Here is a 23,984-nt window from a genome sequence, read left to right on the forward strand (position 1 = left end):
GCGCGCCCGGGGTGGACGAGCCGGTCCGTCTTGGCAAGCTATTCGGCGGGAACGGCCGCGACGGGCCGAGCCTTGCGCCACGGCACGCGCCGCCCGTTCAGCCACCGGCCCATGAAGCTGTGGCGGATCAGCAGCTCATAGGTGATCAGGCAGACGGCGAAGACGCCCAGCGACACGCCGCCCAGCTTGAGCCACCACGGCCCCGCCCAGTCCTGCACCCAGACCTGGGCCAGCATGACCAGCGGCAGGTGCAGGATGTAGACCCAGTAGGAGGCGTCGGCGAGATAGCGCCGGATCGCGCTTTGCCCCGACAGGAAGCGAAGGCACAGCCCCATGGCCGCGAAGGCCGAGGCATAGACCGCCAGGGCCGTCACCGCTGCCGCGATCGCCTTCTCGTCCGTCAGCTCGACCATGGGGGTGATCTTCGGCCCGCCGGCCAGACTGTAGGCGGCGGCGCCCGACACCACGGCGATGGCCAGGAACAGCGGCGTCCAGGCGGCGATCCGGTTCAGCAGGTCGCGCCGACGGTCCAGCAGGAAGCCCAGGCCGAACGCCATGCCGAACCCGACCAGCGACGCCGTATGGGGAACCAGTCCCGCATCCGGCGTCGGCACGGCGAAGAAGGCGATCCATTTCGGGTCCAGATACAGGGCCAGGGCCAGCGGCGCGGCCAGAACGGCCGGGGTCCATGGGCCGATCAAGGCTCCGGTGACCCCGTCCACGACCCGCCCCCAGCCGCCGTCCTTGTCCAGGATCGCGAACGGCGCGCGCAGGATCAGGACCGCCGCGTAGAACAGCGTCAACACGTATAGGAACCAGAGATGGGTCAGCGGGACGTTGGTCCAGTCGTAGGTCGGCGGCGGAGGCGGCGGAGCGCCCGGCACGACCAGGCCGTTGACGTAGGACGTCCAGATCAGGGCTCCGACGATGCCGACCATGACCGGGAACCAGAAGGCAGTCAGCGGTCCCGTGATCCGCAGCACCCGGTCCTTCGCAAAGCTCAGCCACCCCCGACGCGCCAGCATCATGTGGGCGAACAGGCCAGCGATCAGGAATAAGGCGGTCATCCGGAACAGGTGGATGGCGAAGAACAGCCCCGCCGCGGCGATGGACCGGCTGTCGTCGGCGACGATCCAGATCTGCTGCGGAAAGAAGGCCAGGCTGGCGTGCAGGACGACACCCAGAAGCAGCGCGCCCGCCCTCAGGGCGTCCAGGCCGTGCAGCCGCTCGGGCCGGTCGATGTCGGTGGTCATGATGGATCTCCCCTCGGGTTGGGAAACCGTTTCTCACAGACTTGTTTGGATCGCAAACTAGTTCATCAGAAAGAACCCCGCCTTGATCTCTCAAGGCGGGGTTCCGGAGGCCTAGTGGACGGTCGGGTGCTGTTCCGAGGCCACGACACTGACGCCGTCCGACACAGGGGTAACCGGCACGGAGACCGAGGGACCGGCGTTGGGGAAATTGTTCTCGTCGCGGTTCGGCGCGGCGCCCTTCTCCAGCAGATCCTTGATCTCCTCGCCCGACAGGGTCTCGTACTCCAGCAGGGCCTGGGCCAGGGTCTCCAGGTCGGCAGCCCGGTCCGTCAGGATCTGGCGCGCCTCGTCCCAGCCCGAGGTGACCAGTTTGCGGACCTCGGCGTCGATGGTGCGCGCGGTCTCTTCACTGATGTTCTGGCTGCGGGCGACCGAGTGCCCCAGGAAGACCTCCTGCTCGTTCTCGCCGTAGGCCACGGTGCCCAGGACGTCGGAGAAGCCCCATTGGGTCACCATCCGGCGCGCCAGCTTGGTGGCCTGCTGGATGTCCGAAGAGGCGCCGGAGGTGATGTTGTCCTTGCCGAAGATGATCTCCTCGGCGACGCGGCCGCCGGCCAGGATGGCGATGCGATCGATCATCTGCTGGTATTTCATGGAATAGCGGTCGCCTTCCGGCAGCTGCATCACCATGCCCAGCGCCTGCCCGCGCGGGACGATGGTCGCCTTGTGCACCGGGTCGGCCATCTTGACGCTCATCGCCACCAGGGCGTGGCCGCCCTCGTGATAGGCGGTCAGGCGGCGCTCTTCCTCGTTCATGGCCATGGATTTGCGCTCGGCGCCCATCATGACCTTGTCCTTGGCGTCCTCGAAGTCTCGCTGGGTGACCATGCGCCGGTCCTTGCGGGCCGCCATCAGGGCCGCCTCATTGACCAGATTGGCCAGGTCGGCGCCGGAGAAGCCGGGCGTGCCGCGCGCGATGGTCTTGGTGTTCACGTCGGCGGCCAGGGGCACGTCCTTCATGTGCACGCGGAGAATTCGCTCGCGACCGGCGACGTCCGGGTTCGGCACCACGACCTGACGGTCGAAGCGGCCGGGACGCAGCAGGGCCGGGTCCAGCACGTCGGGACGGTTGGTGGCGGCGATCAGGATGATGCCTTCGTTGGCCTCGAACCCGTCCATCTCGACCAGCAGCTGGTTCAGCGTCTGCTCGCGCTCGTCGTTGCCGCCGCCGAGACCCGCGCCCCGGTGACGACCGACAGCGTCGATCTCGTCGATGAAGATGATGCAGGGCGCGTTCTTCTTGGCCTGTTCAAACATGTCGCGCACGCGGCTGGCGCCGACGCCGACGAACATCTCCACGAAGTCCGAACCCGAGATCGAGAAGAAGGGCACGCCCGCCTCACCCGCGACGGCGCGGGCCAGAAGCGTCTTACCCGTACCCGGAGGGCCCACCAGCAGGGCGCCCTTGGGGATCTTGCCGCCAAGTTTCTGGAACTTGGCCGGGTCCTTGAGGAAGTCGACGACCTCCTGCAGCTCCTCCTTGGCCTCGTCCACGCCGGCGACGTCGTCAAAGGTCTTGCGACCCTTGTGCTCGGTCAGCAGCTTGGCCTTGGACTTGCCGAAGCCCATGGCCCCCCGCGCGCCGCCCTGCATCTGGCGCATGAAGAAGATCCAGACGCCGACCAGCAGCAGGATCGGCAGCAGGCCGATCAGCAGCCCCTGCCACCACGACTGGCGCGTGGTCTTCACATCCACCTCGGCGCCCGAGGCGCGGATGGCCTCGACCAGACCCTCGTTCGGATAGGGGGTGGTGGTCACGAAGCGGGTGTCATTGCGATAGGTCCCGGTGACCTGATCGCCGCGAACCGAAACGTCCTTGATCTGACGGCCTTCGACCGCAGTGACCAGTTCCGAATAGGTGATCGCATCGGGCCGGCCCCGCGCCTGGGCGCCGGGGGCCTGGCCGGGCATCGTCGCGCCGCCATTCTGGCTGATGGCGGCATAGACGGCCAGCAGGCCCAGTATGATCACGCCCCAGATCGCCAGGTTACGCAGGTTCATTCGTCTGAAATCCTCGTCGCCGACCTCGTGAGCCGGCAGATGTTACGTCATTGTCGTCAAAATAGGTCAGGCGGCGGCGTTTCGCCATGGATGGTTCCTGCAAGGTCGCTTTCCTGCGTCGTTTCGCCCGAGGACGCCCACTGGGCGAGGCTCAGACGGCGCGGTCCCAGGGTGCGAACCTCGGCCTTTCTCCATGCAAGAACCGGCGCACCCCCGCCGTCCCGGATCAGGACCGGCAGGGCGGCCCGCGCCCAGGCGGGGACGGCGGCCACGACAGAGCGATCCGCTTTCGACAGGGCGTTCAGACGACCCAGCGCGGCAGCAGCGATCCAGCCGGGTTCGCGTCCGGTGATCTCATAGCGACCGTCCCAGACAACGGACACCCCCGGGTGCAGGGCGAGCTCGGCGACTGGCCGACGGCGCATCTCGCCCGCCTCGCGGCCGACGATAACCGTCTCCCCCAGCGCCTCGACCCGCGCGCCGGCGAGGGTGGCGATGAAGTCTTCGCCTGCATTCAACCGTTCCGCCAGCCTCTCGAGCCGATCCCCGCGCGGGGGCACCTCGCCACCGGATGCGCACAGCAACACCGCTGCGAGCTCTGCTGCATCAATCGATCGATCGATCTCAATTCCCTCTCCCAGAGGGAGAGGGCTTGAGCGCACGACGGCTGGTCGTCGTTCTTGCGCGAAAGGGTGAGGGGTTGGCGCTAACCGCCGAAGGCTGCCCCTCACCCTTTCGGCTGAAGACGCATCGCTACGCTCTGCGAGCCTCAAGCCCTCTCCCCCCGGGAGAGGGTTCAATGCTGCACGCGCCTGCCCTCGCCCGAACGCCGCATTCCCCGGGTCCTCGATCCAGTCCTCCCCGGCCTCGCGCAGAATGGCACGCAGCGCCTCGCGCCCCTCCTCCAGCATCGGACGCAGCAGCATCAGCCCCCGCCCCTCCGGCCAGGCTGGCGATGGCGACCATTCCCGCAACCGGCCCAGGGGCGTGCCCCGTTCCCGCATCCAGTCGCCCTCGGCGATGTCATCGGCGGTGTGGGCGAACAGCAGGACCTTCGCCCCCGCCTCGCGCGCGGCCTCCGCAATCAGGGCATGCCGGGCCCGGCGGGCGGCGGCGGGCAGGCCGGTCGACGGCTTCGCCCCCTCCCAGCGACGCTCGATCCAGTCCGCCCCCGACGCCCGGGCCACGGCCTCGCAGCGCCGGCTCCAGTCGCAGCTGTCGGGGTTCAGCCGATGATCGACAGTGATCGCCAGCAGCCGTCGGCCTGACGCCCGGGCCCAGGCCGCCGCGATCCGCAGCAGCGCCATGGAGTCCCCGCCGCCGGACAGGGCCAGGGCCACGGGATGATCGACGTCCTTCTGAAGCCGCGCCTCCAGCCGCGCCGCGACCCGCCCTTCCAGCCCGGTCGGTTCGGTCGGGTTCAGCGGCAGCCTGCCCGCGTGCGGGTATCGGTGGCTATGGCGCGCAGGGCCGGCGTCGAGGTCGCCTGATAGCGCCGGACGTATTCGCCCAGGGCCGCACAGGCCTGCGCGTCCCGGTTCGTCGCTTCCAGCCCGCGCGCGAGCTTCAACGTCACTTCTCCGGCCCACGGCAGGGTCGGCCAGCCCGAGAGGGCGGTGGCGTACTGCTGCACCGCGCCGGCCTGGTCTCCCGTGGCGCGGATGATGTCGCCGATGCGCCAGACGGCTTCCTTGCCCGACGGCGTATCCGGCCAGTTGGTCGCCACGGCCTCCAGAGCGGCGCGCGAGGCGGCCGGGTCGGTCACGGCGCGGGCGGCGGCCAGGTCGGAAACCGCGTCCCCGGTCGGCGATCGCGGCCCGCGCGCGGCCTCCTCGGCGGCGGCGGCGGCGGCTCGGGCGGCGTCCTCGGCAGCGCTCTCGATCCGTTCGACGCGGGCGTCCGCATCGTTCAGCCGGCCGCGCAGGGCGGCATTGTCACGGTCGCTCTCGTCGAGCTGGAAGGTCAGTCGCTCGATGTCGCCGTTCACGCGCTGGACGGTCGCCTCCATGTCCTGCAGTCGGCGATCCATCTGGGACACGCGTCCCTGCAGGGCGATCAGTTCGGGATCGGACTCGACCAGCAGGGGCTCGCCCTGACTGTTGCGCTGCGTCAGGGCGCGCTCGAGCCGGCGGACGTTGCGGTCCAGAGTGTCGAGGCGGCGCACATCCCACTGGATGGCCGGCAGGGGCTGGGTCTGGGCGATGACCGCGCCGCCGACAAGCCCGAGGGCCACGGTCGCGAGGGCGATGTTCCGGAAGGAGAATGGGCTGTTCATGACGCTACAGCTTTCATCGTTTTGCGGCGCCCGCAAGGCGTCAGGCCCCGAGGCCTAGCGCGACAATGGCCACGAGGAACAGGGTCGAGACCAGCAGGCAGAAGACCAGCAGGAAGCATGTCCGCCACAGCGCCGACCAGATCGACAGCCCATAGGTCCCCTTCAACTGGGCGAACATATGCGCCGGAACCGCCAAGGCGCCGACAAGGCCCAGAAACCCGGCCAACCAGCCGTTCATCCGCCCCAGAACGCCCAGCAGCATGAACAGGATGGACATAAAGGTCAGGGAATACAGCACGAACACCCCGTGGTCGTACCAGGTGAACCCCCGTTTCCAGGCGAACAACAGCCAGAGGAACGGGATCGACATCGGCACCAGCAGAAAGGCGAACTTGTAGGTGGTCTGCTGGAATTTGTAGACGGCCAGGTCGGGGTTCGCGAGCTTGTGCAGGATCTTCTCCTGCATTGTCTTGTCGCCGAGCCCGATGCGGATGTTCCCGTTGTGGGCCATGTCGGCCATGCTCGCCTGCCAGCTGCCGACGGTCAGGCCATCGGCGCGCGGGCCGCTCGCCTTCGCCTCCTTGAGCGCCTGAAGCTCGGCTTCCGCCCCCGCCAAGCCGGCCTGCAGACCGGCCCGTGCCCCCTCTGCGCCCGGGCTGTCCGCTGCGTTTCTGGTTTCAGCCTCGGCGATCTGGGCCCGCAGGTTGGTGATCGCAGTCTCCGTGCCGGCGATCCGCTCGTCCACGCTGCGCGTCTCGGTCGGCATGAGGGCGGCCCCGCCGAAGCTCAGGGCGAAGAACATCAGGAAGACGGTGAACAGGAAGATGGCCAGGGGCGAGACGTAGCGGGTCCGCTTGCCCTCGATCCACTCGCGCGTCAGCCGACCGGGATTGGCGACCAGCAGCGGCAGGGTGCGCCAGATGCGAGCGTCAAAATGCATGACCCCGTGCAACAGCTCTTCGCCGAGGTGCAGCAGGGTCCGGTGCACATGGGTCGGCTGGCCGCAGTTGGCGCAGAAATTGGCCGTGGTCGGCTCGCCGCAGTCGCTGCAGGTCCCGGCGTGCTCGTCGCCTGCGACGCCGCCCGGCTTCTCGACCGCCCCCGCGATCAGGGCGCCGGTCGCCAGACCGCCCGCCGCATCGATATCCACCATCGCCCCCTCCACGCACGCTGCACCCTATGTGCAGTGCAGCGGAGGAGCGAGCAAGGGCGGATCTGTCTCCTCCCCGTGCGAACCATGGGGAGGTGGATCCGTAGCGAAGCGAAGGAGACGGAGGGGTTCTTGCCGCTCCTCAGAACCCCTCCTTCAGCTCGCAAAGGGGCTCGCCGACACCTCCCCATGCGCACGGGCGCACGGGGAGGAGACAGGCTTCTTACTGAGCGCCTGAAACGATCGCCGTGTGGCCGTTACGGTTGCGGGCCCACGAGTCCTCGCTGGCCCCTTCCGCGATCGGGCGCTCCTTGCCGAAGCTGATCGTGTCGATCCGGCCGGCCGAAACGCCGCGACCTATCAGATAGTTGCGGACCGATTCGGCGCGGCGGGCGCCCAGGGCCAGATTGTATTCGCGCGTGCCGCGTTCGTCGGCGTTGCCCTCGATGCGGACCGTGATCTGCGGATAGCGGGCCAGCCAGGACGCCTGGGCGTCCAGGCGCGGATAGGCCTCGGGGCTGACCGAATAGGAATCGAGGTCGAAATAGATCCGGTCGCCTACGTTGACGACAAAGTCCTGTTCCGAGCCGGGCGCGCCCGAACCGATATTGCCGCCGTCGATGCCGCCGTTGCCGGGACCCGGGTAGGCGGGGTTGTCGATCGCCGGTGCGCCCGTGCCGTCAGCCACGCCGGTCACCGGGCGACGGGGCGCGCAGGCGGCCATCGAAAGGGCGACCAGACCGACCAATGCGAACCTGGTCAAGTTGGATGCGGTCATCATCGGGTCATCTCCTCATTGGCGGTCCTGCGAAGCTTGAGCATAGGTCGCGAACCGTGACTTTTGTCTGTGCCGTCTCCGGCGATAACGCACTGTTGTTCGGGCGGGTCCCCCGAACGGCTTTTACGAAGAGCAGCTGTCGGCCCCCTGACCGACGCCGAGGTTGTTGGGGCTGTCGTCCAGCAAAGGCGACCAGGCGGGATCGGACCCCCGCCCCTGGTAGCCAGACTGGGCGATGACGCGGCCGGACAGATCAACCATCCACAGGTTGGTGTTCCCGCCGCGCGTCTGGCGCGAGAACATCAGATAGCGGCCGTTGGGGGCCCAGGACGGGCCTTCCTCGAAATAGGACCGGCTCAGCATCCGCTCGCCGGAGCCGTCGACGCCCATTACCCCGATGCCGAACTGGCCGCCGCCGGACTTGGTGAAGGCGATCAGGTCGCCGCGCGGGCTCCAGGCCGGGGCCGTATAGCTGCCGCCGCCGCGCGAGATCGGACGCTGGTTCGACCCGTCGGCGTTCATGACATAGAGCCGCGGAGTCCCCGTCCGGTCGGAGTTGAACACGATGCGCGAGGCGTCGGGCGAAAACGACGGCGAGGTGTCGATGCCGGGATCATTGGTCAGGCGCGACAGCTGGCGCGTCCGCAGGTTCATCACATAGACATCGGTATTGCCGCCACGGATGATCGAGAACGCGACCTTCGACCCATCGGGCGAATAGCGCGGCGCGAAGGCCTGACCGTCGAACTCGCCGAGGCTTTCACGACGGCCCGTGGTCAGGTTGTAGAGGTAGATGCGGCTGTAGTCCTCGCCCAGCGCCATATAGGTGATCTCGTCCGGGTTGGACGAAAAGCGCGGCGTCAGGATGATCTCCGAGCCATCGGTCAGGAAGACGGGGTTGTACCCATCCTGGTCCACGATCGCGAGGCGCGACAGGCGGTTCAGCTCGGTGCCGCTCTCGGCGACATAGATGATTCGGGTGTCGAAAATGCCGGTCTCGCCGGTCATCCGGGCATAGACGACATCGGCGATCTTGTGCGCGATCCGGCGCCACTGCTCCGGCGTGGCGGTGAAGTTGTAGCTGACCAGTTGGCACTGACGGTAGGGGTCGTAGAGGCGGAAGCCGAAGTCGTTGCGGCCGTCCGGGCGCGGCGTGACCGAGCCGTAAAGCACCGCCTGGGCGCCGATCTGGGTCCACTGCTGGAAGTTCGGCGCATTGGCCAGGGTCAGGCCGGTCTCGATGAAGCTGGCCGGGTTGATCGGCTCGAAGAAGCCCGAGCGCCGCAGGTCTCCCGACAGGACGTCGGCGATCGACGTGCCGTTCTGGCCGCTGAACGGCGCGACCGCGATCTGGAACGGACGCAGCACCCCCTGGTCGATCTCGACCTCGATCGGTTCCCCGGTCTGGGCCGGCTGGGCCTGGGTCTGCTGGCGCGACGGACCGTTTAGGTCACGGGCGGACTGGGCCTGCGCGAAAGAGGTCGCCGCGATGCCGATAGCCGCGACGGTGCTCAGAAGCAGGTTCAGACGCATCGATGTCTCCAGGCGCAGCGGGAATGTCCCGGTCCTTATCGCCAGACCGTGTGACAAACGCCAGCATGGCGGCGAATGGGGCGACTTTCGGGACGGCAACCTTTGCCGGGCGAAGCGTCAGGGATGGTCAGGATCGCAATCAGCGGTTCCGGCACGCCCGTTCGGTGACGAACACCGGGCGATAGGCGCCGCCGGGGAAACCTGCGGGCACGTCGAAGGGCGCGGTCTGACGAATGGCGCGCAGGGCGCCGTCGGCGGCGGCGCGATAGACGGAATCGGAGCGCGGATTGCGCAACGTCGGCCCCGCCGTGATCCGCCCGTCGGCCGACAGGGTCAGGTCCATCTCGATCCGCAACTGGTTCGCGCCCGGGATGTCGCAGGGCAGGGTCCAGTTCGGATAGACTTGGTTGAAGATGGCGGTCAGCTGAGGCCCGGTGGCCTGGGGCGCGCGGCCGGCGCCCTGTTGGCCCGTGGGCGCGCGGGGTCCCGGAGTCGGCGCGGGACGGCGCGGACCCGCGAGGGAATCCAGATCCAGCGACGGCTCGGTGCGACTCGGCGGCGCTGGCCGCGGCGGGGTCGGCGCCGTGCGAGGCGGGGTCGGACGAGGCGGCGCCGGACGCGGCGGCGTGGGGGTCGGCGTGGGCCGGGGCGGCGTCGGACGCGGTGTCGGCGCGGGCGTCGGGCGCGGCGCGGGCCGGCTCGGGGCCGGCGGCGTGGGCGCGGGTGGCGTCGGTTCGGGCGGAGCCTCGACCGGGGCCGTCGCCGCGTCGTCCGTGACCAGCTCCTCGGATGGATTGTCGGGGGCCGCGGCCTCGATCACTTCAGACGAGACGATCGACACCGGCACCGACGACACCGTCGGCAGGATCTCGGTCTCGCTCTCGGGCCAGCGGATCAGGAACATCGCCGCCACGCCCGCGTGCAGCAGGATGGCGCCCAGGATCGCCGGTGACGGACGCGAGGCCGCCATGGCTCAGCCTCCCCCGCCCGGAGCCGGTTCCGCCGTGTCGGTGATCAGGTTCAGCTTGGTGAAGCCGGCCGCCGACAGCCGCGCCATGACCCGCGCCACGGCCTGGTAAGGCGCGCGTCCGTCGGCCCGGACGAAGATCGACAGCTCCTTGCGGTCCACGCCATCGGCCGCATCCGCGACCCGGTCGGTCAGGGCGTCATAGGCCGTCTCGTCGCGCTGGACGAAGATCGCGCCCTCCCGGTCGATCGACACCGTCACCGGCGGCTTGTCGGTCTCGACCGCGCTGGCCTCGGTCTTGGGCAGCTCCACCGGAACGCCGACGGTCAGCAGCGGCGCCGAGATCATGAAGATGATCAGCAGCACCAGCATCACATCCACCAGCGGCGTGACATTGATCTCGCTCAGCGGCCGCTTGCGGGCGCGGCGTCGGCCCCGAACGTGGCCGCCGCCGCCGCCTCCACCCATCGCCATGGCTCAGACGCTCCGGCGGAAGGACAGGTCGGGAGCGGACGGCGGCGGGGGCGGCGGAGCGACCGGGGCCGAGCCTCCGCCCAGACGGCGCGCCACGGCGGCCTGCAGGTCGTCGGCGAAGCTCTCAAGCCGGCCGGTGAACTTGCCCGCGTCGATCGAGAACTTGTTGTAGGCGATATAGGCCGGGATGGCCGCCGCCAGACCCACGGCCGTAGCGAACAGGGCCTCGGCGATGGCCGGTGCGACCGTCGTCAAATTGGTGTTTCCCGCCGCCGCGATCCGCCCGAAGGCGTTCATGATGCCCCAGACCGTGCCGAACAGGCCGATGAAGGGCGAGGCCGTGGCGACCACTGACAGTACGCCCAGGCCTTCCTCGATCCGCTGGCCCTCGCGCGCGATCAGGGAATCGAGGCTGCGGTCGATGCGCGAGATCAGGAGATTGCCCTCTGTATCTGTCATCGGACCCTTGCGACGCGTCTCGCGCCAGTCCGACAGGGCGATCACCAGCATGCGCGGCAGGGCGTGGGCGGGCTCCGGTCCCGCCTGGGCCGCCACATCTTCCAGCGACCGGCCCGAGGCGATAGCCTTTTCGAAGGCGTTCGCCTGGGTGTTCAGGGCGGTGAAGCGGAACGCCTTGTCGATGATGACCGTCCACGACCACACCGAGGCGACGGCCAGCCCGACCATGACGCTCTTCACCACCCAGTCGGCGGTCAGGAACAGGGTCACCGGGTTAAGCATCGAGGCCTCGGAGGCGACAGTGGCGGCGACAGTCATGGGCGGATCCTGGGGAGAACGGTCGGATTCTATCGAGCCACGTGGCGTGGCGGTTCTATGGCCGAAGGGCCGATGGAGTGGCCGTCGATTCCTGACGACCGCCGGTCTGCGGCTGGACAGCCACGGAAACGGGCGCCGACGGAGTCTAGCCAGCGTCGCCCGGTTGCGCCAGCCAGGGCGTCACCGCCTCGACCAGCGCCCTGGTCGGACGTCGCGGCCGACCGTTCAGGTGGATGCAGACGGCGGTGACATCGGCCCGGCACAGCGCCTGCCCGTCCCGCTCGACCACCTGGGAGATCATCAGCCGCACGCCCTTGATCGCGTCATAGGTGGTGCGCACCACCAGGGCGTCGTCGATCCGCGCCGATTTGACGAACTGCAGTTTCATCTCTGCGATCACGAAGGCCAGCGGCGGATCGATCTCCAGCAGCTGCGCATGGCCGATGCCCGCCAGCCTCAGGAAATCCGACCGCCCGCGCTCGAAATACCGCACATAGTTGGCGTGATAGACCACCCCGGTGAAGTCGGTGTCCTCGTAATAGACCCGCAGCGGCAACAGGTGCGCGCGGCCCTCGAAGCGGCCGGCGGTGGGAAGGTCGGTCATGCGGCCGGCAGGCCCAGGGTGAAGTCCAGCGGCGTGTCGGCGGCCGGCAGACAGCTGCGGTCCACCGGCGCCGACGGGTCGCGCAGGAAGTCCCGCGCCATCCTGCGCGTACAGGGGCTGGCGTTGATCACCCCGTGGGTGGCGTTGGTCACGATGACGACCTGGCTGTTGGCGTAGCCGCGTGCGGCGGCCTCGGTCAGGGCCGGCGGGCAGCCGGGATCGATCTCGGCGGCGACGAACAGGGTCGCGATGTCGGTCACGACCGGCGCATTCTCGATCGGGTCGGCCGGCCGCTCGCCGATGGCGTCGCAAACGTCGAACAGCCGCGACAGGGATGGAACGAGAACCTCCGCAACCGGATCCCCCGCCGCTCCGGCCGCCAGCCGCGCCCTCGACTCGAACGGCAGCTCCTCCTTGCACAGGTGGGCCATGTGCTGGCCTTCGAAATAATAGGTCCGGTTCCCGGCGCTCTCGGCGACGGGTGTCAGGTCGCCGGCGATGATCCTGTCCAGATCGGCCGGCAGGCGACGCACGCCGACACGGCTGTAGGTCGTGTCCATCAGGAAGGCGGACAGATCGTCGACATTGAAGGTCCGCCCGTCCTTGCCGGTCACCGGCCCGCTCAGCCAGCGTCGCGCCTCGGTCTCGAACCGGGCCTGCATGTCGGGATAGCGGGCGCTGCATTCCGCCTGGGCCGCGCACTTCGCGAGGATGATCCGCACGGCCGTGGACACCTGCTCCGGCGTGCCCACGGCCCAGTTGCCCTCGGGCGGCCACGGGCTGTCCATCACCACGGCGCGCACCATCTGCGGCTGATGGGTGATGACGGCGGCCTCGATCCGGGGCCCGTAGGATCCGCCGCGCAGGTCGATCTTCTCCAGCCCCAGCACCTGGACCAGGTCGCGCACATCGTCGGCGATGGCGGCGGCGTTGTACCAGTTCAGATCGATCCCCTGAGCCTGATAGTCGCGCAGACAGGCGATCAGCCCGTCGCGATCCTCGTCCGAGGGCGGCCCGGCGTCGGTCAGTTCGACGCCCGGACAGTCCATCGATGGCTTGCCCCGCCCGCCGCCCCTCTGGTCGAAGAAGATCATGTCCTGATCGACCGCCAGGGCGTCCGGGTTCTGCTGCGCGGCCTGCAGCATCCGCCCGACCCCCGGCGTCGAGGCCCCGCCCGGCCCGCCGTGGAAATTCACCACCGGCGGCAGCCGATGCCCCGACGCGTCGCGATACGGCGTCGACGCCTTGACGATCACCACCGCGACGTCGATCCGCCGCTCGCTCGACCCGTCACGCGCCTCGTCGACCGTCAGCGTGCCGCAGCGAACCTCGCGCACCCCGGTCGGCCACTCGGCCGGGCAGGCGGTGTCGGTGAACACCGGATCGGCGGCGAGGGCGGGTTCGGCCGTCAGGCCTGCGCCGAGGATGACGGACAAGGCGGCAAGCGCGCGAAGGATCATGGGCTGTCTCCGGTTCGCCGACACCAAAGTCCCGCGCCCGGCGCTTGGCAAGCCGCTCGCAAAAGTTATCTGGCGCGCCATGCGAGCGAAGCGTTAGCTGTGCGCCGTTGGAGGGAAACGCCATGCATCGCAGCCTGACCGCCACCGTCGCCGCCCTGGCCCTCCCGAAGCTACGCGACGAGGACGCCGTGTCCGGTGTCTTCGACTGGACCTGCGCCAACGGCCGTATCTCGGGCCGGGTCCTGCTGGCCACAACCACGCCGTGGTCGATCCAGGCCCTGAACTACCGCCTGATCCCGAACGCGCCCTGATCCGTCAGGCGGCGTGTTTCTTACGGGCTGCTTCGTTCAGGGCTTCGGCCATGCGCTCACGCCAGTCGTCGCCCTCTTCGGCGGGCGTCCTTGGCCGGATCAAAGTCGATGCTCACTCGAACAGGCCGCCCTGCCCCACGCCCTGCGCCGTCGGAGGCTTCGGCGGCTCTGTCAGGCCCAGATGCGCATAGGCTTTCGCGCAGGCCATCCGTCCGCGCGGCGTGCGCTGGATGAAGCCCTGTTGCAGCAGATAGGGCTCGATCACATCCTCGACCGCGTCGCGCGCCTCGGCGATCGCCGCCGCCAGCGTGTCCATCCCGACCGGTCCGCCGCCGTAATTCTCGATCAGGGCCTTCAGGAAGCGACGGTCGTTCGCATCGAGCCCCGCCTCGTCGATCTCCAGCCGCGACAGCGCCCGCGCCGCCACGATGCTGTCGATCACCGCCGCCCCCTCCGCCTCGGCGAAGTCCCGCACCCGGCGCAGCAGCCGCCCCGCCACGCGCGGCGTGCCTCGCGCCCGTGAAGCGATCTCGCGCGCGCCCTCGTCATTGATCCCCGTTCCCATCTTCCGGGCGGCCCCGGTGATGACCCTCACCAGTTCCTCGGGCGTGTAGAATTCGAGCCGCAGCGGAATCCCGAACCGGTCGCGCAGCGGCGTCGCCAGAAGACCCGCCCGCGTCGTGGCTCCCACCAGGGTGAAGGGCGCCAGATCGATCCGCACCGACCGCGCCGACGGTCCCTCGCCGATGATCAGATCCAGCACATGGTCCTCCATCGCCGGATAGAGGATCTCCTCCACCGTCGGGGCCAGCCGGTGGATCTCGTCGATGAACAGGACGTCGCGCGGTTCGAGATTGGTCAGTATGGCCGCCAGATCCCCCGCCTTGGCCAGGATCGGGCCGCTCGTCGCCCGGAACCCCACGCCCAGCTCCCGCGACACGATCTGCGCCAGGGTCGTCTTGCCCAGTCCCGGCGGCCCGAACAGCAGCACATGGTCCAGCGCCTCGCCCCGCCCCCGCGCCGCGTCGATGAAGATCTTCAGATTGCCCTTGGCCTGCTCCTGGCCCACGAACTCCGACAGGGTCTGGGGCCGCAGGGCGCGGTCATAGGCCTCGCCGGGGGCGGGCTCGGGCGAGATAATGCGGTCGTCAGTCATACTGCCCTTCTCCCCTTGCGGGAGAAGGTGGCCGAGCGAAGCGAGGTCGGATGAGGGGTCACGCTGACCTCAACCCTCTGCATTGGCCGAGCCCACTCCAGCCGCCCGCGTGACCCCTCATCCGTCAGCCTTCGGCTGCCACCTTCTCCCGCAAGGGGAGAAGGGATGTTGATGTCCCTCACCGCCCCAGCTCCTGTAACGCGGCCCGGATCACGGCCGACAGTTCGGCGTCATCGCCCAGCCGGATCAGCGCCTGATCCACGGCCCGGCGTGCATTGACCTCGGCCACGCCCAGCCCCAGCAGGGCCGACACGGCCTCGCCCGTCACGCTCGGAACCGGCGGCGCGATCTCGGCATGCATGCCCGCCGCGCTCGGCGTGAACGACACATCCCCCAGCGACTTGCCTTTCAGCTCGGTCACGATTCTCAGCGCCAGTTTCGGACCCACCCCGTTCGCTCGCCCGATCGCCGCCTTGTCGTCCCGCGCGACCGCGCTCGCCAGTTCGCCCGGCGGCAGGACGTCCAGCACCGACAGCGCCGCCTTCGGCCCAACCCCCTGAATCCCGGTCAGGGTCGTGAAGGCCCGCCGCTCGTCCCGCGTCAGGAAGCCGTACAGGCGCGGCCCGTTCTCCGCCGACCAGCTTGATTCGATATGCAGGGTCGCCTCGTCGCCCGGCGCCGGCAGTCGCTGCAGCGTCCGCGCCCCGCACGTCACCACATAGCCCACCCCCGCGCAGTCGATCAGGCAATGCCCCTCCTCGACTTCGGCCAGAACCCCTCTCAGCCGCCCGATCATCCTCGTCCCCTCCCTGCGCCCCAGGCGTGGGGAGGTGGCAGCGAGCCCCTCGCGAGCTGACGGAGGGGGTCTTGCCGCCGACGAAGAACCCCTCCGTCTCTCCGCTGCGCTCCGAGCCACCTCCCCATCGCTGCGCTACGGGGAGGAGACAGTTCGATACGGCCGATCATGCCAGGGCCTCCAGCAGGGCCCGCTTGCGCAGCTGCGCATGGGTGATGGCCACCGCCAGCGCATCGGCGGCGTCTGCCTTCACGTCCCCGGCGGCCCCTTGGCAGGACTGGGGCAACAGCCGCTTCACCATGAAGGCGATCTGGCTCTTGTCGGCGTGGCCGGCCCCGACCACCGCCTTCTTGATGAGATTGGGCGAATACTCCGCCACCGACAGCCCGGCCTGCGCCGGGGCCAGCATCACCGCCGCCCGCGCATGACCCAGCTTCAGGGTCGAGGACGGGTTCACATTGACGAACACCTCCTCGATCGCCGCCTCGTCGCAGGAATAGGCGGCGCAGACCTCACCCACTTTCTCGAGAAGCCACAGCAACCGTTCCGACAGCGGCGCCCCCTCCGGCGGGGCGACCACCCCGTGCGCGATCCAGCGCAGCCGCGAGCCCTCGGCCACGATCACACCCCAGCCGGTGCGGCGCAGGCCGGGGTCCAGTCCCAGAATTCGAGTCCCCCCGCCTTGATGAATCATGCTGTTCGTCATTCGTTCCAGTCATGCCCCAAACAAGGTTGACGGACAATGACCGCCGTCACTCCTCGCGCGGCAGGATCGAGAAGCCGGCCAGGCCGTCCTCGGCGCTGAGCTGGGTCACCAGGCCGTCGATGTCGATAGGCACATGCCCCTTCACCTTGAGATGATGCTCATGGATGGCTCCGTCGTGGCTCATCACATGCCCCAGACGCACCACCTTGACCCCCCTGAAGCGCAGCAACTCGCGCACGGCCACGCCGTTGGGCGCTTCGCCACGCTTCCAGCGCAGGGTTACGTCCATCACCCCGACATGCGGCAGCTTCGCGTCCAGCACCCGCAGGATCCCCAGCACGCCCAGGGTGGCGCCCGACCCCAGCAGGGCCAGGTCCAGCATCCCCACTCCGAACAGCACCCCGATGGCCGAGGTCACCCACAGCGACGCCGCCGTGGTCAGGCCGTGCACGGAAAACCCCTCGCGGAAGATCACCCCGGCGCACAGGAAGCCGATGCCGGTCAGCAGGCCGTGCGACATCCGGGTCGGGTCGATGACGACCGTCTGGCCCGGCAAGGCCGTAAACGCCCAGGTCGACTGGTGCATCGCCGCCAGCATCAGCAGGCACGAGGTCAGACAGACCAGGATATGGGTCCGGAACCCGGCCGGGTGGCCGTGATAGGTCCGCTCCACGCCGATAAGGTCGCCCGCCGTCATCGCCGCAGCGACGGGCCACAGAAGATTCAGATCGAACACCAAATACGCTCCGGGAACTGACGAATCTTCACGCTAGTCCCCTGATGTCGCCGCATGCAAGTCCGCCGTGATCCGGAGCGGGACAAGGGCGCGGCTTCACGCTAGCTTCGACGCCGAACGAGAGGGATCCATCATGTCGAACACAGCCGGCGCCGTCATCGCGGCCCAGAGGATGCGGGCAGAGCGCCGGATGATCGAGGCGCTGCGGGCCGCCGAGGCCTTCTCGCCCGACAGGGCCATCCCCCTGGCGCCCGACAGGAACCTGGCCAGACTCGCCCTGCGCGGCCTGCTGCGCCAGAACGCCATCCGTCAGGCCCGGGCCGGCCTCTACTACCTCGATGAGCCCGTCTATGCGGCGGTCCGCAAGAGCCGCCAGCGCCTGCTGATCGGCGTGGGCGTCATCGCCGTCGTCTTCGGCGTGGCCCTCGCCATCGCCACCTCCAGCAAGGCCCAGACCGCGCCGGCGCCCCGCCCCGACCAGCTCGCCTTCCGCGCCCTCTACGAGGAACTGGTCGAGACCAACACGACCCTGTCCGAAGGCAGCTGCACCATGGCCGCCGAGCGGATGGGCGCCCGCCTGACCGCCGCCGGTTATCCGGCCGCCGACGTCCGCGTCCTCGCCCCGGCGGACCGGCCGAAGGACGGCAATCTGGTCGCCACCCTGCACGGCTCGAACCCCGACGCGCCCGCCCTCCTGCTGCTCGCCCACATCGACGCGGTCGAGGCCAATCCCGCCGACTGGACCCGCGATCCCTTCACCCTGGTCGAGGAGGGCGGCTATTTCTACGCGCGCGGCGCCTCGGACGACAAAGCCCAGGCCTCGGTCTGGGTCGATACCCTGGTGCGGCTCAGGCAGGAGGGGTTCGCCCCCGCCCGTGACATCAGGATCGCCCTGACCTGCGGCGAGGAGACCGCCGACGTCCACAACGGCGTCGAATGGCTGCTGGCCGAACACCCCGAGACCCTTCAGGCCGGTTTCGCCCTGAACGAAGGCGCCGGCGGTCTGCTCGACGATCAGGGCAATCGCCTCGCCCTCGCCGTCCAGGCGGGCGAAAAGATCTATCAGGACTATACGCTCGAGCTGACCAACCCCGGCGGCCACTCCTCGCGCCCGAGGAAGGATAACGCCATCGTCGCCATGGCGGCGGGTCTCGCCCGCGTCGGCGGCTTTGATTTTCCGCTCGAGCTGAACCCGGTCACCCGCGCCTATTTCGCGGCTCTGGCCGGGACCCAGCCGCAACACGCCGCCGACATGCGCGCCATCAGCGCCCCCGCCGGTCCCGATGCGGAGGCCGCCGCCCGCGTCTCGGCCGCCAATCCGTCTTGGAACGCGACCCTGCGCACCACCTGTATCCCGACCCTGATCGACGGCGGCCACGCCCCGAACGCCCAGCCACAGAAGGTCACCGCCAACATCAACTGCCGCATCCTGCCCGGCCATACGGTGGCCGAGACCCAGGCGGAACTGACCCGGCTGATGGACAATGCCGCCATCTCCATCACCCCCGTCGGCCGCCCCAGCCCGACCGCCCCGCCGCCGGCGCTGTCCGACGCCGTCATGGGTCCGATCCGCGAGGTCGCGGGTGAGATGTGGCCCAACGTGCCGATCCTGCCGACCATGGCGACGGGGGCCACCGACGGCCGCTTCACCAATGCGGCGGGCATCCCGACCTATGGCGTCACCGGCATGTTCGGCGATCCCGACGGCGGCGGCGCCCACGGCCTCAACGAACGAATCCGCGTCCGCTCCCTCTACGAGGGCCGCGACTTCCTGTTCGAGATCGTGAAGCGCTACGGCATGCAGGACTGAGGCGGCTCAGCCTTTGGCCTCGATATAGGCCTCGGGGTCCTTGTTCACCGCCTTCACGCCCGTGATGTGATCCGCCTCGAAGGCAGCGAACTGTACCGCCAGATCGTGGCGCGTCTGCATCGAGGCATGGCGGCGGAAATCTGTCAGGCCTTGGCGCTCCTCCTCGCCCATATGTTTGGAGTTGACGACGTTCGCCTTGCCCACCGCCTCGATCCAGGCGCCGGTGCCGACGGGATAGGTCTCGACCGCCTTGACCGCGTCGCGCAGCTTGTTGTGGTCCTCGATGGCGTCCTCGGTCTCGCCCTCGACCGTCCCGTCCTCGGCGTCGTTCGCCCCCTCGCCCAGTTTAAGCAGCTCGGGATAGAAGAACCGCTCCTCGGCCTCGGCGTGGACATCCAGGAACGCCTTCAGCCGCGACCAGACCGCCGTCAGCGCCTCGATGTCCTTCGGATCGATCTGTTCGAGGATCGAGAACAGCCGCCGTTGCTCGGCGTGGTCGTCGAGGATCAGCTGGGTGATGTCCATGGGGCGGCTCCGGCGCGAACAGTGAAGCCCCGATACGCCCGCCGCAGGGCGCCGGTTCCGTGCGAACGACTCGCGCCGGTCAGCTGAACGGTTCGCGGCTCGTGTGCCAGACGCGCAGAACAAGAACACAGTCGAGCTCCGTCCGGTAGACGAGCAGAAAGGGCGTGGCGGCGACCACCAATTCCCGTCTGCCGTCGGGACGACCCCGCCCCTTGCTGGGGAAATCACGCAGCCCATCCGCTGCTTCCAGAACTCGATCTTCTGTCGCGATGGCGGCCGAGACATTGTCTCGCGCGATGTAGTTGACGCCCTCTTCCAGATCAGCTTCCGCTTCCGGCGTCCAGATCAGCCTCAAGCGGCGTGCGTCCATCGGGCTCGCCGTGCGTGCAGCCGGGCAACGACCTCCTCATGCGGGATGCCTTTGCCCGCCGCCAGAGAGGCTTCCGCTTCGACGATCGCGGCCTCCAGAGCATCATGCTCGCGAGCAATAAGCTCCGCCGCTTCCACCAGCAGTTCCCCGGCTGCTCGGCCTCTGGCGCTGGAGAACGCATCCAGCTTGGCCTTCACGGCCTCATCCATCTCGATGGTCACATGCACGGTCATGGCGTGGAGATTACCACCACCCCCGACCGCCGCCAAACTCAGGCCACGATGGGCTGAACTGATCCGCTTTCGACCGGAGCGGGCCGGCCGCCGCGTTCGCGACGGGCGGCGTCCAGCGCGGCCGACGACATCGCGGCCTCAGCCCGGGCGCCTTCCAGCTCCGCGCGCAGGGCGGCGGCCTGCTGGATCATGGCCTGAGCCTTGGCGTGGTGCTCGTCCTGCGCCGCCGCAAGCTTGGCCTGGATCTTCAGCATCCGGTCCTCGGCGCGGGCAATGGCCTTCTCGTGGGTGGTCGCGGCCTTGGCCAGGGTCTCGGCGCGGTCGACGGCGGCGAGGCGGGCCACCTCCATCCCGGCCAGGCGCTGGCGGGTCTCTTCGGTCTCGGCCTCCAGGCCGCGGATGCGCTCCATGGCGCGGTCCAGGCTGACCTGCAGCTGTTCGGCCTTGCGTTCAGTCCCGTGCGAGCCGGTCTGCAGCTCGCTCAGACGCGACGCCTGTTCGGTGTTCAGGACTTCCAGCCCGTTGGCGCGGGCCGTGGCCGTATCGAGCCGCGACGACAGGGAGGCGATCTCGGCCCGTGCGGCCTCGGTCTGATTCTCCAGCGTGCGCAGGGCGCGGGCGGCTTCGCTCTGCTCGGAGGCCGAGCGGGCGCGTTCGGTGGCCAGCTGGCCTTCGCTGGCGGCGGACGATCGGGCCAGGGCGGCGATCTCGGCCGAGACCTCGTCCACGCGACGACGAAGGACGGTGTTCTCTTCGGAGGCCAGGGCATGATCGCGCTGGATCTGCGCCCGGCCGGCCTCGGAGTCGGTGCGCAGGGTCTCGGCCTGCTTCAACTGGGTGCGCAGAGCCTCCTGGTCCTGTTCAAGTTCCTTGATCCGCTGACCGGAGACGCGTTCACCCGTCTCGAGCGCCTCGATCTTGCCGGTCGCCAGCGACAGTTCGCTGCGCAGACGATCGGCCTCGACCCGGGCTTCCTGCGAAGCCGCGGTCTGTTCGCCGAGCCGCGCCGCCAGGTCTTCCGCCCGCGCCTCGCTCTCGGCCAGGGCGTCGGCCAGCTTGCGCACCTCGACGGTCGCAGCCTCCAGGCGGGCTCCGTTGTCGATACTGGCAGCGCGCAGGTTGATCAGTTCGACGTGGCCGTCGCGCCGCGACCGAAACTCCGCCTCCAGCGGATCCCGCAGCTGCGCCAGCAGGCTCTCGAAGGTCCCGAACCGGCGCGCCATGTCCGACAACTGGTCGAGGCTGTCCTGAATGGTCTCGAACCGTTCGCCGATCACGCCGGCGGCGTCGCCGCCGCTCTCCCGCTCGTCGATGGACGGCGCGACGCCCTGGGCGCTCTTGCCGGTCCGTGACAGAACGCGATCAATCCTGGACAACATCGTCATAACGCCCCCGTTGACGGGCGGATGACGCCTGATGCAGGCGTCTCGAATCGAGCCGCCCCCTCCCGTTAAGGAATGATTAACGGTCAGCGTCAGGAGTGTCGATACCGGCGATCCTGTACGGCTGTGGACAGTCAGCCCGCGAACTTCGCCATCTCTTCGTCGGAGATGTCCTCGTTGGAATAGACCATCGAGACATCGTCCTCGGCGTCCAGAGCGTCGAGCAGCCGCATCAGCGTCCCGACATGCTCGCCGGTCACGGGCACCTCGGTCTGGGGCTTCCAGACGATGGCGGTGGACTTTGCGTCGCCCAGGATCTTGGACATGGCCTCGGCGACCTCGTTCAGATCCTCGAAGGCGGTCCAGATCGTGTGACCCGGCGCGTCCTCGTAGATGTCGGGCTTCACCAGGTCGGATTCGACGTCCTGGGCGCCTGCCTCGATGGCGGCCTCCATGACGGCGTCCTCGCTCCCGGCCTCGGCGGCGTAGGTGATCTTGCCGACCTTGTCCCACATGAAGGCGACCGAGTTCATCTCGCCCAGCGCCCCGCCGTTCTTCTTGAACGCCGTGCCGATGTTGGAGTTGGCGCGGTTGCGGTTGTCAGTCAGAGCCTCGACGATGATGCCGACCCCGCCGGGACCCCGGCCCTCATAGCGGACCTCCTCCATCGTATCGACGTCGCCGCCGGACGCCTTGTTGATGGCCCGCTGGATCACGTCCTTGGGCAGGCTCTCGGCCTTGGCGTTGTTGACCGCAAGGCGCAGTCGCGGGTTCAGGGCGACGTCGGGCATCCCCGATTTGGCCGCCACGGTGATGTCGCGCGACAGCTTGGAGAACAGTTTGGAGCGGGACGCATCGGCGCGTCCCTTGCGGTGCATGATGTTCTTGAACTTGGAATGGCCGGCCATTGTTATCTCTTCAGTGCGCTATCGCTCGACGCGCCCCCCGGTCCGATCTGCGATCGGCCGGAGGACAAGCTACGTCTTGCTACTTGAGCCCGGATCTCGCTGCTTGAGCGCGTTCCGTGCGTTGGTTGGGGCCGTCTAGCCCGCCCGCGCTGTTCTGTCACCAATCGGTCGCTGGAACCGGCGACCCTGCGGGGGATTAAGGCAGCCACCGACGGAGCTTGACCATGTCCGACAATCCCCTGCACGACGCCGACGCCTATCTCGAGGACGATCTCGACGACGCCGAGATCGTCGAATGGTACGAGGGCCGTCCCGTGACGGTGTCGACCGCCGTCGCCACAGGCTCCATCGTCGCGGCCTTCGCCATCGGCGTCCTCACCGCCGTCGGGGCCCTGGCCCTGATGGGCTACATGGACGACAACTAGGTCGCCAGAACCGCGAGCGCGCCGGCCGCCGCCAGCACCACCGGGGCGGCGAACGGGCTCTTCCAGCGGAAGAAAACGACCAGGCTCGCCATGCCGATGGCGATCCCCAACCCCCGACCGCTCCACGTCGGATCCACGCTCGACAGCAGGCCCCAGCCCAGTTGCGCCGCCGTCACGGCGATCAGGCCGGTGACCCCGGCCGCGACGCCTTCGAGCGCCGACTTGAGACGCTCGTCGTCGACCACCGTCTCCAGCCGGTCGTAGAAGATCATCGAGAAGGCGAAAGCGGGCAGGAAGATCCCGGCCGTGATCGCCAGCGCGCCGAGCGGACCCCCGGCGACATAGCCAACGAAGGTCGAGAAGATTATCAGGGGCGCCGGCAGCACCCCCGACAGCGCGAGCCCGTCCAGGAAGGCCCCGTCGCCCAGCCAGCCGCGGCCCACCATATCGGTCCTCAGGAACGGAATGGCCGTATAGGCGCCGCCGAAGGTCAGCAGTCCGGCCTTCAGCCCGCTGAGAAACAGCAACAGTACGGCCACCTCGCCCGGCGCGTCCGGCGCGCCGCCGGTGAAGGCCGGCGGCGGCGTCCCGCCCGCGACCTGAGCGGCCCAGACGCCCGCAGCGAGCGCCAGCACCGCGCTACCTGCCGCCCACCAGATCCGCCCGCCTCGTGCCGCCGCATAGACCAGCCCCGCCGCCGGCAAGGTGATCCAGAACGGAACGCCCGACAGGGCCGCCGCCGCGCAGGCCGCGCCGATCCCCCACAACCAGATGTCCGTCAACGCGTGCCGGCCGATCTTCTCGACCGCCTGCACGATCAGGGCGATCACCGCCGCCTGCACCCCGAACAGGGCGGCCGCCAGCCAGCCCCGGTCGAAATCGATGCGGAAATAGAGCCAGGCCAGCGCCATCATCAACACGAAACCGGGCAGCATGAACCCCAGTCCGGCGAGCAGTCCGCCCCACCGGCCACGCGCCCGCATGCCCAGATGCACGCAGAGCTCGTGCGCCTCCGGTCCCGGCAACACCTGCATCACCGCCAGCAACCGATTGAACCTCTGCGGCGAGATCCAGCCCTCGCCTTCCACCAGTTCGCGCTTCAGCATGGCGATCTGCGCCGCTGGCCCGCCGAAGGCCAGCAGGCCGAAGCCGAGGAATTTCGCGAACAGCTCGAACAGGCTCAGACGCGGCGGCCTGGCCTCTGAATCCCCCGGCGTGGGCGGAACGGGGATGGACGAGGCCATGGGCGCTCCTTGCCGCCGGTCAGGCGGACGGGAGCGGGTCTTAAGCGGAC

General features: G+C 68.9%; 25 protein-coding genes. 3 read left to right on the forward strand and 22 right to left on the reverse strand.

Translation table 11 applies throughout. The features are described from left to right. Positions 1-38 precede the first annotated feature (38 nt). From ACP7AU_RS03160 to ACP7AU_RS03215, 12 genes are all read right to left on the reverse strand, one after another. Entirely contained in the window at positions 39-1,253 is a 1,215-nt protein-coding gene (locus ACP7AU_RS03160; RefSeq protein WP_426050502.1) for an acyltransferase family protein, read from the reverse strand. A gap of 111 nt (positions 1,254-1,364) precedes the next feature. Then, complete coding sequence (ftsH, locus tag ACP7AU_RS03165; protein ID WP_426050503.1) at positions 1,365-3,314, reverse strand: ATP-dependent zinc metalloprotease FtsH; 1,950 nt, start codon at positions 3,312-3,314, stop codon at positions 1,365-1,367. Positions 3,315-3,370: 56 nt separating this feature from the next. Next, positions 3,371-4,654 carry a tRNA lysidine(34) synthetase TilS gene (tilS, locus tag ACP7AU_RS03170; protein WP_426050504.1) on the reverse strand — a complete coding sequence of 428 codons (1,284 nt, stop codon included), beginning with the start codon at positions 4,652-4,654 and terminating at the stop codon, positions 3,371-3,373. Positions 4,655-4,734: 80 nt separating this feature from the next. Continuing rightward, complete coding sequence (locus ACP7AU_RS03175) at positions 4,735-5,589, reverse strand: tol-pal system protein (protein WP_426037133.1); 855 nt, start codon at positions 5,587-5,589, stop codon at positions 4,735-4,737. Positions 5,590-5,629: 40 nt separating this feature from the next. Next, positions 5,630-6,742, reverse strand: a complete 1,113-nt coding sequence (locus ACP7AU_RS03180) for a DUF3667 domain-containing protein (RefSeq protein WP_426050505.1) — start codon at positions 6,740-6,742, stop codon at positions 5,630-5,632. Positions 6,743-6,962: 220 nt separating this feature from the next. After that, entirely contained in the window at positions 6,963-7,517 is a 555-nt protein-coding gene (gene pal / locus ACP7AU_RS03185; protein ID WP_426037726.1) for a peptidoglycan-associated lipoprotein Pal, read from the reverse strand. A 123-nt stretch (positions 7,518-7,640) separates the two neighbouring features. Next, positions 7,641-9,050 (reverse strand): Tol-Pal system beta propeller repeat protein TolB, encoded by a 1,410-nt coding sequence (gene tolB / locus ACP7AU_RS03190; protein ID WP_426037129.1) that lies wholly within the window; start codon positions 9,048-9,050, stop codon positions 7,641-7,643. 139 nt (positions 9,051-9,189) lie between these two features. After that, positions 9,190-10,020 (reverse strand): hypothetical protein, encoded by an 831-nt coding sequence (locus ACP7AU_RS03195; RefSeq protein WP_426037127.1) that lies wholly within the window; start codon positions 10,018-10,020, stop codon positions 9,190-9,192. A gap of 3 nt (positions 10,021-10,023) precedes the next feature. Then, entirely contained in the window at positions 10,024-10,491 is a 468-nt protein-coding gene (locus tag ACP7AU_RS03200; RefSeq protein WP_426037125.1) for an ExbD/TolR family protein, read from the reverse strand. 3 nt (positions 10,492-10,494) lie between these two features. Beyond that, positions 10,495-11,268: a protein TolQ gene (tolQ, locus tag ACP7AU_RS03205; protein WP_426050506.1), complete on the reverse strand. Its 774-nt coding sequence runs from the start codon at positions 11,266-11,268 to the stop codon at positions 10,495-10,497. Between the two features lie 145 nt (positions 11,269-11,413). Next, positions 11,414-11,872 (reverse strand): YbgC/FadM family acyl-CoA thioesterase, encoded by a 459-nt coding sequence (locus ACP7AU_RS03210; protein WP_426050507.1) that lies wholly within the window; start codon positions 11,870-11,872, stop codon positions 11,414-11,416. After that, the gene (locus ACP7AU_RS03215; RefSeq protein ID WP_426050508.1) at positions 11,869-13,332 is read right to left on the reverse strand and encodes an alpha/beta hydrolase; all 1,464 of its coding nucleotides are present in this window, start codon (positions 13,330-13,332) and stop codon (positions 11,869-11,871) included. Before ACP7AU_RS03215 ends, ACP7AU_RS03210 begins: the two co-directional genes overlap by 4 nt. A gap of 122 nt (positions 13,333-13,454) precedes the next feature. Between ACP7AU_RS03215 and ACP7AU_RS03220 the strand changes: the two genes are divergently transcribed. Beyond that, positions 13,455-13,643: a hypothetical protein gene (locus tag ACP7AU_RS03220; RefSeq protein ID WP_426037117.1), complete on the forward strand. Its 189-nt coding sequence runs from the start codon at positions 13,455-13,457 to the stop codon at positions 13,641-13,643. A gap of 112 nt (positions 13,644-13,755) precedes the next feature. Here the strand turns inward: ACP7AU_RS03220 and ruvB are convergent, their stop codons facing one another. The 4 genes from ruvB to ACP7AU_RS03240 form a co-directional block, all read right to left on the reverse strand. Then, the gene (ruvB, locus tag ACP7AU_RS03225; protein ID WP_426037115.1) at positions 13,756-14,799 is read right to left on the reverse strand and encodes a Holliday junction branch migration DNA helicase RuvB; all 1,044 of its coding nucleotides are present in this window, start codon (positions 14,797-14,799) and stop codon (positions 13,756-13,758) included. 178 nt (positions 14,800-14,977) lie between these two features. Next, positions 14,978-15,595, reverse strand: coding sequence for a Holliday junction branch migration protein RuvA (gene ruvA / locus ACP7AU_RS03230; RefSeq protein WP_426037113.1), 618 nt, complete (start codon positions 15,593-15,595; stop codon positions 14,978-14,980). 166 nt (positions 15,596-15,761) lie between these two features. Continuing rightward, positions 15,762-16,289: a crossover junction endodeoxyribonuclease RuvC gene (ruvC, locus tag ACP7AU_RS03235; protein WP_426037111.1), complete on the reverse strand. Its 528-nt coding sequence runs from the start codon at positions 16,287-16,289 to the stop codon at positions 15,762-15,764. A gap of 58 nt (positions 16,290-16,347) precedes the next feature. Then, a complete protein-coding gene (locus tag ACP7AU_RS03240) occupies positions 16,348-17,037 on the reverse strand; it encodes an MgtC/SapB family protein (RefSeq protein ID WP_426050509.1) in 690 nt (229 codons plus the stop codon). Between the two features lie 133 nt (positions 17,038-17,170). On the opposite strand from ACP7AU_RS03240, the gene ACP7AU_RS03245 reads away from it, so the two are divergent. Next, positions 17,171-18,847: a M20/M25/M40 family metallo-hydrolase gene (locus tag ACP7AU_RS03245; protein ID WP_426050510.1), complete on the forward strand. Its 1,677-nt coding sequence runs from the start codon at positions 17,171-17,173 to the stop codon at positions 18,845-18,847. 6 nt (positions 18,848-18,853) lie between these two features. Here ACP7AU_RS03245 and ACP7AU_RS03250 read toward each other — a convergent pair whose 3' ends face one another. From ACP7AU_RS03250 to ACP7AU_RS03270, 5 genes are all read right to left on the reverse strand, one after another. Beyond that, entirely contained in the window at positions 18,854-19,372 is a 519-nt protein-coding gene (locus ACP7AU_RS03250; RefSeq protein ID WP_426037105.1) for a hemerythrin domain-containing protein, read from the reverse strand. Between the two features lie 79 nt (positions 19,373-19,451). After that, positions 19,452-19,742: a type II toxin-antitoxin system RelE/ParE family toxin gene (locus ACP7AU_RS03255; protein ID WP_426037103.1), complete on the reverse strand. Its 291-nt coding sequence runs from the start codon at positions 19,740-19,742 to the stop codon at positions 19,452-19,454. Next, positions 19,724-19,975 (reverse strand): CopG family ribbon-helix-helix protein, encoded by a 252-nt coding sequence (locus ACP7AU_RS03260; protein WP_426037101.1) that lies wholly within the window; start codon positions 19,973-19,975, stop codon positions 19,724-19,726. Before ACP7AU_RS03260 ends, ACP7AU_RS03255 begins: the two co-directional genes overlap by 19 nt. A gap of 38 nt (positions 19,976-20,013) precedes the next feature. After that, complete coding sequence (locus ACP7AU_RS03265; RefSeq protein WP_426037099.1) at positions 20,014-21,360, reverse strand: hypothetical protein; 1,347 nt, start codon at positions 21,358-21,360, stop codon at positions 20,014-20,016. A gap of 131 nt (positions 21,361-21,491) precedes the next feature. Continuing rightward, positions 21,492-22,265 (reverse strand): YebC/PmpR family DNA-binding transcriptional regulator, encoded by a 774-nt coding sequence (locus ACP7AU_RS03270; protein WP_303694213.1) that lies wholly within the window; start codon positions 22,263-22,265, stop codon positions 21,492-21,494. Positions 22,266-22,489: 224 nt separating this feature from the next. Here ACP7AU_RS03270 and ACP7AU_RS03275 point away from each other — a divergent pair, with 224 nt between their 5' ends. Continuing rightward, on the forward strand, positions 22,490-22,690 hold the full coding sequence (locus ACP7AU_RS03275; protein WP_426037097.1) for a hypothetical protein: 201 nt from the start codon (positions 22,490-22,492) through the stop codon (positions 22,688-22,690). Here the strand turns inward: ACP7AU_RS03275 and chrA are convergent. Further along, positions 22,687-23,934 carry a chromate efflux transporter gene (gene chrA, locus ACP7AU_RS03280; RefSeq protein ID WP_426050511.1) on the reverse strand — a complete coding sequence of 416 codons (1,248 nt, stop codon included), beginning with the start codon at positions 23,932-23,934 and terminating at the stop codon, positions 22,687-22,689. The two genes, ACP7AU_RS03275 and chrA, sit on opposite strands and share 4 nt — an antisense overlap. Between the last annotated feature and the right edge of the window lie 50 nt (positions 23,935-23,984).

It is taken from the genome of Brevundimonas sp. SL161, from assembly GCF_049896985.1.
Classification (GTDB): Bacteria; Pseudomonadota; Alphaproteobacteria; order Caulobacterales; family Caulobacteraceae; genus Brevundimonas.